Annotated in this window: 15 protein-coding genes and 1 pseudogene; all 16 read left to right on the top strand. The window is 48.5% G+C overall.

Features of this window, described 5'->3' with window-relative positions; genetic code table 11:
* The first annotated feature begins 40 nt into the window (after positions 1–40).
* The 16 genes and pseudogenes from ACLJXE_RS19505 to fecA all read left to right on the top strand — a co-directional run bounded on the left by ACLJXE_RS19505 (position 41) and on the right by fecA (position 12,630).
* Positions 41–868 (top strand): YfdQ family protein, encoded by an 828-nt coding sequence (locus ACLJXE_RS19505; protein ID WP_410751768.1) that lies wholly within the window; start codon positions 41–43, stop codon positions 866–868.
* 128 nt (positions 869–996) lie between these two features.
* Positions 997–1,536 (top strand): HD family hydrolase, encoded by a 540-nt coding sequence (locus ACLJXE_RS19500; RefSeq protein ID WP_149608268.1) that lies wholly within the window; start codon positions 997–999, stop codon positions 1,534–1,536.
* Positions 1,524–1,700: a hypothetical protein gene (locus ACLJXE_RS19495; protein ID WP_172751031.1), complete on the top strand. Its 177-nt coding sequence runs from the start codon at positions 1,524–1,526 to the stop codon at positions 1,698–1,700. The genes ACLJXE_RS19500 and ACLJXE_RS19495 overlap by 13 nt, the downstream gene beginning before the upstream one ends.
* Complete coding sequence (locus ACLJXE_RS19490; RefSeq protein WP_410751767.1) at positions 1,697–1,951, top strand: hypothetical protein; 255 nt, start codon at positions 1,697–1,699, stop codon at positions 1,949–1,951. The genes ACLJXE_RS19495 and ACLJXE_RS19490 overlap by 4 nt, the downstream gene beginning before the upstream one ends.
* The gene (locus ACLJXE_RS19485) at positions 1,948–2,292 is read left to right on the top strand and encodes a hypothetical protein (RefSeq protein ID WP_234662067.1); all 345 of its coding nucleotides are present in this window, start codon (positions 1,948–1,950) and stop codon (positions 2,290–2,292) included. Before ACLJXE_RS19490 ends, ACLJXE_RS19485 begins: the two co-directional genes overlap by 4 nt.
* Entirely contained in the window at positions 2,285–2,728 is a 444-nt protein-coding gene (locus ACLJXE_RS19480) for a hypothetical protein (protein ID WP_079813836.1), read from the top strand. Before ACLJXE_RS19485 ends, ACLJXE_RS19480 begins: the two co-directional genes overlap by 8 nt.
* Position 2,729: 1 nt before the next feature.
* On the top strand, positions 2,730–3,299 hold the full coding sequence (locus tag ACLJXE_RS19475; RefSeq protein WP_181637655.1) for a 3'-5' exonuclease: 570 nt from the start codon (positions 2,730–2,732) through the stop codon (positions 3,297–3,299).
* Between the two features lie 38 nt (positions 3,300–3,337).
* Positions 3,338–3,544 (top strand): hypothetical protein, encoded by a 207-nt coding sequence (locus ACLJXE_RS19470; RefSeq protein ID WP_024135505.1) that lies wholly within the window; start codon positions 3,338–3,340, stop codon positions 3,542–3,544.
* Positions 3,505–4,677, top strand: a complete 1,173-nt coding sequence (locus tag ACLJXE_RS19465) for a site-specific integrase (RefSeq protein ID WP_234662068.1) — start codon at positions 3,505–3,507, stop codon at positions 4,675–4,677. The genes ACLJXE_RS19470 and ACLJXE_RS19465 overlap by 40 nt, the downstream gene beginning before the upstream one ends.
* A gap of 128 nt (positions 4,678–4,805) precedes the next feature.
* Positions 4,806–6,137: an AAA family ATPase gene (locus ACLJXE_RS19460; RefSeq protein ID WP_234662069.1), complete on the top strand. Its 1,332-nt coding sequence runs from the start codon at positions 4,806–4,808 to the stop codon at positions 6,135–6,137.
* Positions 6,127–6,732 carry a hypothetical protein gene (locus ACLJXE_RS19455; RefSeq protein ID WP_234662070.1) on the top strand — a complete coding sequence of 202 codons (606 nt, stop codon included), beginning with the start codon at positions 6,127–6,129 and terminating at the stop codon, positions 6,730–6,732. Before ACLJXE_RS19460 ends, ACLJXE_RS19455 begins: the two co-directional genes overlap by 11 nt.
* 366 nt (positions 6,733–7,098) lie before the next feature.
* Positions 7,099–7,185 (top strand): annotated as a pseudogene (locus ACLJXE_RS19450) (hypothetical protein); the annotation flags it as partial.
* Between the two features lie 291 nt (positions 7,186–7,476).
* Positions 7,477–8,460, top strand: coding sequence for an alpha/beta hydrolase (locus ACLJXE_RS19445; protein WP_410751766.1), 984 nt, complete (start codon positions 7,477–7,479; stop codon positions 8,458–8,460).
* Positions 8,461–8,747: 287 nt separating this feature from the next.
* Positions 8,748–9,269, top strand: a complete 522-nt coding sequence (fecI, locus tag ACLJXE_RS19440) for a ferric citrate uptake sigma factor FecI (protein ID WP_008784388.1) — start codon at positions 8,748–8,750, stop codon at positions 9,267–9,269.
* Entirely contained in the window at positions 9,266–10,219 is a 954-nt protein-coding gene (gene fecR, locus ACLJXE_RS19435) for a ferric citrate uptake sigma factor regulator FecR (protein ID WP_410751765.1), read from the top strand. The genes fecI and fecR overlap by 4 nt, the downstream gene beginning before the upstream one ends.
* Before the next feature lie 86 nt (positions 10,220–10,305).
* A complete protein-coding gene (fecA, locus tag ACLJXE_RS19430; RefSeq protein ID WP_410751764.1) occupies positions 10,306–12,630 on the top strand; it encodes a TonB-dependent Fe(3+) dicitrate receptor FecA in 2,325 nt (774 codons plus the stop codon).
* The last annotated feature ends 19 nt before the right edge of the window (positions 12,631–12,649 follow it).

Below are 12,649 nucleotides of genomic sequence, written 5' to 3'. Positions count from 1 at the left end.
CACTGATACCACTTTGATCATCAGTTAATAAGGAATTTTTATGTCTCAGTTAGACAGCGGTACCTTCAAGCAGGTCAAAGACCTGGTTCTTTCCGGTTATCACCTGAATGATATTCATGGCCTGGCTTGCCCGACCGCATTACTGCCAGAGGGTACTGGCGTTGAAAGCCTCGAGCGCTTTTCTCTGGAGCGTTTCCGCTTTCGTGGCGCAATGACCACAACCAGTATTGACGACTTCGCACGTTATTCTAAAGGTTACGCCAGCGACAGTGAGCCAGCTCGTTGCTTCATTGACGCTGACAACATGACCGCCCGTTCAGTGTTCAACATCGGCACCCTGGATAAACCCGGTCACGCCGATAACGTGGCTTCAATCACCCTGAAGAAAACCGCCCCGTTCCGTGCCCTACTGCAGATCGACGGTCAACGTCTGAAGCAAAAGCAAATCGCTGAATGGCTGGAAGACTGGAGCGATTACCTTCTGGCGTTTGATGCCGACGGTAATACGATGCAGATTTCCCAGGCGGCTCAGGCTGTACGTCGTATCACTATTCAACAAGCAACCCAGCAGGACCATGAAACTGGTGATTTCGCTGGTAAAAAATCGCTGATGCAAAGCGTTGAAGCAAGCAGCAAAGACGTAATGCCTGTGGCGTTCGAGTTCAAATGTGTGCCGTATGAAGGTCTGGGCGAACGCCGCTTTAACTTGCGTAACAGCCTACTGACCAGCGATGAACCCTGCTTTGTTCTGCGCATCGTCCAACTTGAAGCCCAGGAAGAAGAGATCGCCAACGAATTCCGCGATTTGCTGATCAGCAAGTTCGAAGGTGAATCAGTGGAAACTTTCATCGGTAACTTCAAAGCCTAATTGCTCTGCATTAAATCCCCGGCGCCGCGGGGATTTATTGAAGCGTAATTCCATTAATTATCGCCACCCGGCGAGGGATTCGTGCAACCAAAATCTGCGCGGTGCAGCGCGCCAATATGGAGAAAATAATGAGCTACATTCAGACATTATCCGGTAAAAAATTTAACTACCTGACCGCCACAATCGACGATATCGATGTTGAGGATATCGCGACTGCTCTTTCCAACATCTGTCGATTCGCTGGGCATCTCCCAGAGTTCTACAGCGTGGCCCAACACTCTGTGCTTGTAAGCCAAATTGTGCCGCCAGAGTTCGCCTTTGAAGCGCTGATGCACGACGCTGCGGAGGCATATTGTCAGGATATTCCAGCCCCGCTCAAAGCCTTGCTGCCTGACTACCAGCGCATGGAAACTTATATTGATGGTCTTATCCGCTTTAAATTCGGTATCTCTCTTGAACAAGCTGTTGTCGTGAAATATGCCGATCTAACCATGTTAGCCACCGAGCGCCGTGATCTGGAAATCGATGACGGTTCGAAGTGGGAAATTCTCGAAGGTATTCCCTGCTCTGATCTCGTTCAGGTTATCCCGCTCCGTCCTGGTCAAGCCTATGGCCTGTTCATGAATCGCTTTAACGAACTGGTGGAGCTGCGCCAATGCGCCGCATGAAGGTAAAAGAACTCGTTGCGGAGGCTTTTGCCTCCGTTGCTGAATTACCACCAAAGCATGCACTGCTTATGCGCGAAGTCGCCACCAGACTGGAAGCTACGTTCGCAGCATTAAAAGAATCTCTGGTGCAACTGGAACAGGAACGTAAAGGTAAAACGCCATGACCGTATTTGAATATCTCCAGGATCATCCGAATACCACCAGCGGTGAAATCGCCAAAGGTATGAACAAAAAGACACCCGCGGTCGCTGGCGCATTATCGCAACTCTATACCACTGGCCGGATCGTGAAGTCTGGTATTCGCAATGGTATTCCTACATACCGTATTAACGATATGCCGTTTGGGTGCAGTAACAGCTTAACCATGATGTTTAACCAGCTATTGAACACAGCCAGACAGGGAGCTGCACAATGAGTAAATCTCTGAACGCACGTTGCATCCGTCGCTGGACCGTCAGATTCAAAGGCCTCTGCGACTCGAAACACAGTCCGTACTGGCGTAAGTACCACCTTCGCAGTTACATCCGGGAATGTGCCCTGACTACCGCTGATTGCATGGTAGACCGTATGGCAGAGGATAATGCGATGGTAGATTTTCAGGGGGCTAATCGAGAGTGGTCGCCGGAGTTCTCTGCCTGGTACCACGAACGCCGTGAACAGTATCTCAAAGAGGCGCGCGACTATCTGAACGAGGACGCCACAAATGACGAGGTCGACGATGAAATCCAGAACGAGCTGGAGGCATGGAATGACTAAAAGCATAAACCACCCGGCTCACGGTCCTGTATCAATCGAGCGCCTGCACCAGATACGCGAACACCTGCAGCATGATACCCAGTACTCAAACGGCGGGAACAGAGCTTACATTCTCGGTGATATGTTGAATGTGATTGATGAGGTGCTAGCATCGAGGAACGCAGAGCCAGTATTTTTCATCGAGGTTGACGGAGACGACTGGATTCAGGCTGGCAGGATTCCGGGCAGTACGTTTGATTTTAATAATCTGCCGGATGGCGTCAATAAGCTCTGGGCCGCCCCGCAGTCAGCGCCAGTAGTGCCGGATGAAAAACCGATGCCAGAGGCGTCGAAAATGCATGCCATAGACGCTGTAGCTGCAATCGCTGAAGTCAGGGGATGGAACGCCTGCCGCGCCGCAATGCTTAAAGCAGCACCAAAACAGGAGAATATTTAACGTGAACAATTTAATGATCGACCTTGAGTCTATGGGCAAAAGACCGAATGCCCCTATCGTCTCCATTGGTGCCGTATTCTTCGATCCGCAAAGCGGTGAATTGGGTCAGGAGTTTTACACCGCCGTTAACCTTGAAAGCGCTATGGAGCAGGGAGCGGTGCCGGATGGTGACACTATTCTGTGGTGGTTAAGACAAAGCTCAGAAGCGCGATCAGCAATCTGTGTTGATGATGCGATGCCGATATCGTCTGCCCTATCTGAACTGAGCCATTTCATTAATCGGCATTCTGATAACCCAAAATATTTAAAAGTTTGGGGCAATGGAGCTACTTTCGACAACGTTATATTGCGCGGCGCATATGAGCGCGCCGGCCAGGTTTGTCCGTGGCAATTTTGGAACGATCACGACGTCAGAACCATCGTCACATTAGGCAGAGTTGTAGGTTTCGATCCAAAACGAGATATGCCATTCGATGGGGTAGCACATAACGCACTGGCTGATGCCCGCCACCAGGCGAAATATGTTTCAGCGATTTGGCAGAAACTAATCCCAACCACCAGCAACAGCTAAAATTTTCCCCGGGTGCAGCCGGGGTAATGGAGAAATATATGCTGAGCCTCGATTGTGTTCCCATCTCAACTTATTGCAAAGAGACAGGCGAAACCCCGGATGCCATCAACAAACGAGTGCAACGTGGAGTATGGCGTGAAGGGGTTCAGGTGCTAAAGGTCGACGGCGTTAAGGAAAGATGGATTGATCTTAGTGAGGTTGCAAAATGGGCACGACAGAATCGCCTAAGCTCCCGCGCGGCGTAACCATCAGGAAACACCGCAACGGCGAAACCATCAATATTACTTTCACTTATAAAGGGGTTAAATGCCGTGAGCCCCTTTCTAATCTGGACGTAACCCCTAAAAACATCAAATACGCCGAGCGCACACTCGGCGAAATCCACAACAAGATCGAAAGGGGAACATTTGTTTATGCAGAATACTTTCCCCGTTCTACCCGGTTAAAAATTTTCGGCAACGCTGCCACAGGCAAAACGGTGAAGATGTACCTGGACGAGTATCTGGTGATATGCGAAACGAGGAAACTATCCCCTTCAACAATTGGCGGATATAAGAAGTGCCGAAGCGCGCTGTCATCACTTCATATTTTTCCCGCAAGTGAGTTGACGCCGGCCGCATTGAAGACATGGATCCAGAGCCAGAAAACAACATTGAAGACTATTCGAAACCAACTTTCCTTCCTACGCTCAGCTTTGGATGAAGCGGTGACGGATGGTGTGCTTCAGATTAACCCTGTATCACTGGTAACAGCCTCACGATACCAAAGTGATAAATCTGAAGCAGAAAGTAGTTATGTGGTTGATCCGCTATCACCAGCAGAAGTTGATGCTTTGCTCTCTGCTGCTGGCAATAAGCAGTGGGAGAATCTTTTCCGGTTCGCGATACAAACAGGGCTGCGTAGTTCCGAATTGTGTGCTCTTCGTTGGCGTGATATCGACTTTGTAGGGAAGACAGCCCACGTTCAGAACGCCAGCGTAGTTGGCGTCATCAAAGGAACAAAAACAAAGGCCGGTACACGGAAAGTAGAACTGACTGAAGAGGCATTGGTAGCTTTAGCCAGCCAGAAACTGTTCACTTTTATGAAGGATGAAACGATATTCGAAGATCCAAAGAGTAACAAACCATGGGCTAGTGCTGACGCAATTAGAAAAAAAGCATGGGTTCCGACATTGCGAAAGGCAGGTATTCGATACAGAAACCCATATCAGACTAGGCATACATTCGCCACAAGCCATATCAGCCGCGGGGCCAATCTATTCTGGCTAGCCAGCCAGATGGGTCACAAAGGCCCTGAGATGTTATTTAGGCATTATGGTATGTATCTTTCTGATTATGAAGGAAATTCTTCTTGCAAATCTAAAATGAAAAACCATTGACATACTTACATTATCTTTTAGAACGAGTATTTTCACAGTATGCGGTCTTCGCATACTGTGAGGGTCGACTATCCTTTGAGTATTCATAAATGTTAAAATGACATCAAAATCAGAATGAAGAGATTCTTATGGATATTGAAGTTAAAAATTTTGGAACAATCCAGGATGCACATGTCCACATAGGTGGACTTACGGTCATCACCGGCGAAAACGATACAGGTAAAAGTACCGTTGGTAAAATACTTTTCTCAATTGTTAAAGCAATTGCACGTTATGAATACGATTTAGAAGAAGATAAGGATGCAAGGTTACTTGCAATCGCCGAAAACCTTTATTTTTCTTTTATTCGTAGAACAATAAATCTCACTACAAACACTGAGATTAGAGATTTATTTCATCCAAAAAAATTCATCTCACAAGCCAAATTAGATGTTAATCAAGCATTAGAAGAAAGATATAGCATTCTAAATGAAATGCTAAAAAACAATAGTATTCCTCAACTCATGTTTGCAGGAGCTAGCACTGAACTTGAAAAAATCAGAAGTATTATTGAAGAATCCGACGATAAATACTCTGCAATGACTAGAGCCATTAGCAAGGCTTTTTTCTCAGAATTCAGAGCCGAAATTGTACCAAAAGGTCAACCCGAACATTTAAAACCTACAGTCACTGTAAATGATGGAGCAACACCATTAATCAAAATAAATTGGATCAATGATGCAAAGTTCCATTTTGAATTCAATGATGAATTAGGTTATAGCGATTCTACTTACGTAGAATCTCCAGCTATATTGCAGTTCCATAATCTAGCGCAAATGTCGAAAACTTTATTTGAGTTGAAAAATGCTTCTACAGGAAGAGCAACTGTTCCATTACACATAAAAGATCTGAGTAATAAGCTTAGTGATTCGATTTATAACTTATATACTCTTCATGAATTGTTTGGCGTAACAGAAGATAATGCTCATACTAACGTTTCATCAAGAATCAATGAAGCATTTAAAGGTGACATTTCATATGATAGCGAAAAATACGATTTTGTGCTGAATCGAGATGGTTACTTTGTATCCTCATCTAACATTGCTTCTGGGGTTAAATCCTTAGGCATACTTGATATGCTTGTGAAAGGAGGGCACGCAAAGGTTAACAATTTATTAATTCTAGATGAGCCTGAGGTGAACTTACATCCCAAGTGGCAAGTTTTATATTGTGAATTAGTTTGTGAATTAGTTAAAGCTGGCGTTGATATTATTATAACGACCCACAGCCCTTATGTTATTGATGCTCTTAAGCATTACTCGGATAAACTTAGAATTGAGAATAACTTTTATTTGGCTGTAAAACATCCAAATGATTCACTGAGTAATTTTGTAAATATCACTAGCGATGTATCTTACGCTATCGATTTACTTGCTGAACCTTTACATCATCTTAATGAGGATGATTTCGATGATTTCTAATGCACAAAAAATATACAACAAACTACAGGAAATCTATCCCGAAGCAATGCTGTCTATTTCAGACTTAAGCTACAATTCAGATGGTGCCAAAAGATTTATTTTATCCGATGAGGAAGGATTTAATTTTGATCTGGTTTATAATCTAGCCGTATGTCATCCTGACGGAAGAAAGGAAAAATCCCCTGACGCTCTATTTATCGCTAATGATTGTTTATATTTTGTCGAGTTTAAAGAAGGGGCGGCAAAAAAAGATGATATTAGGATGAAAATACATGAAGGCATAACAACGCTGTATTGTTTTGTATTAAAACATCTACCAGAAATTAAGCGTGAGGATTTCTTGCAACTAGATATCAGATATTCAGTTATTATGCGAGGTTTCCGGGCCAGAGGACGTCAAGGGTTAATTGATCGATTGGAAACATCATCCAATAAATTTAACCTTAGAAACCTTGAGGGTTTTTTAGTAAAGAAAACTTCTATCCGCGATGATCCTATGAGGATACTAAATTTATTAAACAAGGTTTCTTTGGGTAGAATACATACAATTGGGATTACTCAACCTGATGAAACGATACTGCATCATTCTTTATAATTGTCTGTATTACTACTCCTCGAATAGTGCCTGAAAAATGGACTACAAAAGGACTGGAGAAGATACGCAAAAGCGCCGCAAAACTCACGGCAAAATACAAATATAATTAAAACAATTAGTTAACTATTTTCGGACACGGGTTCAACTCCCGCCAGCTCCACCAAAATTCTCCATCGGTGATTACCAGAGTCATCCGATGAAGTCCTAAGAGCCCGCACGGCGCAAGCCCTGCGGGCTTTTTTGTACCCTCATTTTATCCCGCGAAGTCTGATGCCAACTAATTAAATCCGAACCTTTTAGGCCCATTAATAGGCCCAACAAAACTATCTATTGTCTTTGTTGGGCCCAAAAGCGTGGAAGCTAATAATGGCAAGAAAAACCAAGCCTCTAACCGATACTGAAATCAAAGCAGCTAAACTCAAAGATGCCGATTACCAGCTGTATGGACTGACCCCATGAACCGATCAGTTATCCAGATTTGATTACGTTTGCGAAGTTTTTGTTTCATTGGCTACTGTTCTGATTCGACTCACTTATAAATCAATGATCTCACTGTAATCCGACACAATGCGTTGTTCAAGAATATCAGCTCCTCACTCACAGCAGACTTTAAACTCATCCAGTACCTCCGTTCTGTGCCAGCAGAGGACTTTTCTATTGCCGCTGATGTATTGATCAATGGAGAGCAGGCCATATTTATAATATAAATTGACGGGTACACTGAATTTTACAGGAACATCGCCGATGAATATTGCCGCCTCAATTGCCCTTTTGAGCGCTTGCCCATTTGTGAGTCTGGCGGCAGTACCGGTAACCTTTTCCGAAACTGTCCTGGATGCCGCAGGGCCAAAAGGCCCTTTGAAAGGCACGTTACTCACCCCGAATTCAAAACCAACAGCCGTTGTTCTTATCGTTCCTGGCTCCGGGCCAACCGATCGGGATGGAAATAACCCGCTTGGTGTGGATGCATCCCCTTACCGACTTCTTGCTGAAGGCCTGGCTGCCAAAGGTTTTGCGACGCTTCGTATCGACAAACGTGGAATGTTCGCTAGCGCAATGGCCGTAGAGGATGCCAATGCGGTGACGATTGCTGACTATGTTGACGACGTTCGATCCTGGGTAGACGTGCTTAGACATCATATGCACACTCCCTGTGTTTGGGTTTTAGGGCACAGCGAAGGGGGCGTAGTCGCACTTGCCTCGGCTCAAGAAGAGGATGTGTGCGGCGTGGTTCTTATCGCAACGCCCGGGAGGCCGATGGGCGAGGTGTTGAGGGGGCAACTTAACGCGAATCCGGAAAATGAAATTCTATTAAAGCAGGCTCTGCCGATAATTGATGCTCTGGAGCATCGGCGGCGAGTCGATATTACGAATATTCACCCAGCACTGCAAAGTATCTTTAATCCTGCTGTTCAGGGGTTTTTGATCAATGCGTTTTCATATAATCCGGGTCATCTCATTTCGAGTATTTCCAAACCCGTGTTAGTGCTACAAGGGCAACGCGATCTCCAGGTGGAGGAAACGGATGCAAGACTGCTTAAGGCCGCGAATCCTCAAGCGTCCCTGGTTATACTGCCCAATATGAACCATGTTATGAAAGAGGTGACTTCGGACGATCGCAAAGCGAATATCGCGTCATACGCTGAACCTGCGCTCCCCTTAGCTCCCGGTTTAATCGACTCGATTGAGCATTTCCTGATCCGCAACTCACCTTTTCCCGAAAAGTAACAGCTGCTCTGCTCTCGCCCACCCAAAAAACGCTTTACTTTTAAAGAGTTAAGTATGCTTTAAAGCATTCGTCTGCGCCACGCTCACAGCAGACATGGTCAGATGTCAGTCCAACGTCACATGCCAGAAGCAGACTCCCCCTTCCCCTCTGATATCCACCTCATAACATTTTTATAAATAACAACGCATTAAGAAGTTCAACGTAATACAATCATATTTACAATTGTAATGATAACCATTCTCATATTACTATGATCGCGTGATAATTAACTTTTGATACATTCCGCATGTCTGACCACGCCACTACCACTGCTTCCTTTACGCTCGAGTCGCTTTATGGCGCACATCACGGCTGGCTGAAAAGCTGGCTGACGCGCAAACTCCAGTCCGCCTTTGATGCAGATGACATTGCCCAGGACACTTTTCTACGGGTAATGGGCAGCGACTCGCTCTCGACGATCCGCGATCCGCGCTCCTTTCTGTGCACTCTCGCCAAACGGGTGATGGTCGACCTGTTTCGCCGAAACGCGCTGGAAAAAGCCTATCTGGAGATGCTGGCGCTTATGCCGGAGGCGCTCGCACCTTCCCCCGAGGAACGCGAGAGCCAGCTCGAAACCCTGCAACTCATCGACAGCATGCTTGACGGACTGAACGGAAAAACACGAGAAGCGTTTCTGCTTTCGCAACTGGATGGTCTGACATACAGCGAGATCGCGCTGAAGCTCGGTATCTCCGTCAGCTCGGTGAAAAAGTATATGGCAAAGGCTATCGAACATTGTCTGCTGTTTCGTCTGGAGCACGGCCTGTGAACGCTTCTATCACCGATTCTCGCCGCCAGGCATTGCGCTCGGCATCACACTGGTATGCTGTATTGAGCGGCGAGCGTGTCAGCCCACAGCAAGAAGCGCGCTGGCAACAATGGTACGAAGAGGACAAAGATCATCAGTGGGCCTGGCAACAGGTTGAAAACCTGCGCAGCCAGCTCAGCCGCGTACCGGGTGATGTCGCCAGCCGGGCGCTGCACGATACGCGCCTTACCCGTCGTCATGTCATGAAAGGGCTACTTCTGCTGGTCGGCGTGGGCGGCGGCTGGCAGCTCTGGCAATCTGAAGCCGGTGAAGGTCTGCGCGCGGATTACCGCACCGCCAAAGGCGCGGTCAGCCATCAGCGGCTGGAAGATGGCTCGCTGCTGACACTCAACACACAAAGCGCCGTGGACGTTCGTTTTGATACGCGTCAACGAGTTGTCCATCTCTGGTACGGCGAAATTGCTATTACCACCGAAAAAGACGCGCAGCAAAGACCTTTCCGCGTTGTGACCCGCCAGGGCCAGCTCACCGCATTAGGCACAGAATTTACCGTCTACCAGCAGGACAACGTCACACGCGTTGTCGTTCAACAACACGCTGTTGAAGTTTTACTGGCAAATCGTCCGCAGGAAAAACGCATCGTCAGCGCTGGCGAGAGCCTGCAGTTTAGCGCATCTGAATTTGGTGCAATAGCCTCAGCGGATGATGAAAGCGCTGCCTGGACGCAGGGCATTCTGAGCTTCAGCGATAAACCTTTGGGTGAAGTGATTGCCACGCTGAGCCGTTATCGCAACGGCGTGCTGCGCTGCGATCCGGCTGTGGCCGGGTTACGCCTGAGTGGCACTTTCCCGCTGAAAAATACTGATGCAATACTGGATGTTATTGCCATGACTCTTCCAGTGAAAATTCAGTCAGTTACGCGATACTGGATAAATATCTCTGCATTGTAAGAAAAATAATTCTCATTTCGATTGTCCTTTTTCCCCTTCTCATTCGACTCATAACTGAACACAACAAAAATGATGATGGAGAAGGTATGACGCCTTTACGCGTTTTTCGCAAAACAACACCTTTGGTTAACGCCGTTCGCCTGAGCCTGCTGCCGCTGGCCGGGCTGTCGTTATCCGCCTTCGCAGCGCAGGTTGATATTGCACCGGGTTCGCTCGACAAAGCCCTTAATCAGTATGCCGCGCTCAGCGGAATTACCCTGTCGGTTGACGCCAACCTGACGCGCGGCAAACAGAGTAACGGTCTTCACGGTGACTACGACGTCGAAACCGGCCTGCAACACCTGCTGAACGGTAGTGGCCTGCAGGTGAAACCGCTGGGTAATGACAGCTGGACGCTGGAGCCCGCACCAACACCGCAAGAAGATGCCCTGACCGTGGTGGGCGACTGGCTGGGGGATGCGCGCGAAAACGACGTATTCGAGCATGCCGGCGCACGTGACGTTATCCGCCGCGAGGATTTCGCCAAAACCGGCGCAACATCCATGCGCGAGGTACTGAACCGCATTCCTGGCGTTACCGCCCCTGAAAACAACGGCACCGGTAGCCACGATCTGGCGATGAACTTTGGTATTCGCGGCCTGAACCCGCGCCTGGCCAGCCGTTCAACGGTACTGATGGACGGTATTCCCGTGCCGTTTGCCCCTTACGGCCAGCCGCAGCTTTCACTGGCGCCCGTCTCACTCGGAAATATGGACGCCATCGACGTGGTTCGCGGCGGTGGCGCGGTGCGTTACGGGCCACAGAGCGTGGGCGGTGTGGTGAACTTTGTTACCCGCGCTATTCCGAAAGACTTCGGCATCAAAGCCGGCGTGGAAGGCCAGCTCAGCCCAACATCTTCACAAAATAACCCAAAAGAAACGCACAACCTGATGGTGGGCGGCACGGCGGATAACGGTTTTGGTACCGCCCTGCTTTACTCCGGTACACGTGGAAGCGACTGGCGCGAACACAGCGCGACCCGCATCGACGACCTGATGCTGAAAAGCAAATATGCACCAAACGAAGTGCATACCTTCAACAGTCTGTTGCAATACTACGACGGTGAAGCCGACATGCCCGGCGGCCTGTCTCGCGCGGATTACGACGCCAACAGCTGGCAATCCACGCGCCCTTATGATCGCTTCTGGGGGCGCCGCAAGCTGGCAAGCCTCGGCTATCAGTTCCAGCCGGACAGCCAGCATAAATTCAATATTCAGGGCTTCTACACTGAAACCCTGCGCAGCGGCTACCTGGAACAGGGCAAACGCCTCACCCTTTCACCGCGTAACTACTGGGTACGCGGCATTGAACCACGCTACAGTCAGAGCTTTATGGTGGGGCCTTCCGCGCACGAAGTGGGCCTGGGATACCGCTATGTGAGCGAGTCGACGCATGAAATGCGTTATTACACTGCCACCAGCAGTGGACAACTGCCGTCCAGTGCCAGCCCTTACGATCGCGACACTCGTTCCGGCACCGAAGCGCACGCCTGGTATCTGGATGACAAAATCGACATTGGCAACTGGACTATCACACCGGGTATGCGCTTTGAACATATCGAGTCATACCAGAACAACGCCATCAAAGGCACACATGAGGAAGTAAGCTACAACGCCCCACTTCCGGCGCTAAACGTACTTTATCACCTGACTGATAGCTGGAATCTTTATGCAAACACTGAAGGCTCATTCGGCACCGTACAGTACAGCCAAATTGGCAAGGCTGTGCAAAGCGGCAATGTGGAACCGGAAAAAGCGCGAACCTGGGAGCTCGGAACCCGATACGACGATGGCGCGCTGACGGCGGAAATGGGGCTGTTCTTGATTAACTTTAATAATCAGTACGATTCCAACCAAACCAACGACACCGTTACCGCACGCGGTAAAACGCGCCATACCGGACTGGAAACTCAGGCTCGCTATGATCTCGGCACATTGACGCCAACGCTCGACAACGTTTCAGTCTACGCAAGCTATGCGTATGTGAACGCTGAGATTCGCGAGAAAGGCGACACCTACGGCAACCAGGTGCCGTTCTCACCGAAACACAAAGGTACGTTGGGCGTGGACTATAAGCCGGGCAACTGGACCTTCAACCTGAATAGCGATTTCCAGTCCAGCCAGTTTGCAGATAACGCCAACACCGTTAAAGAGAGCGCTGACGGCAGTACCGGTCGCATCCCTGGCTTTATGCTCTGGGGCGCACGCGTAGCCTATGACTTTGGCCCGCAGATGGCAGACCTGAACCTGGCGTTCGGCGTGAAAAATATCTTCGACCAAGAGTATTTCACCCGCTCTTACGACGACAACAACAAAGGCATCTACGCAGGCCAGCCGCGCACGCTGTATATGCAGGGTTCGTTGAAGTTCTAAACCCCGTTTACCCGGCCTG

Source organism: Citrobacter sp. U14242 (assembly GCF_046555775.1).
Lineage (GTDB): Bacteria > Pseudomonadota > Gammaproteobacteria > Enterobacterales > Enterobacteriaceae > Citrobacter.
Note: the sequence above shows the minus strand (reverse complement) of the source record. Positions and strands in the feature narration are given on the sequence as shown.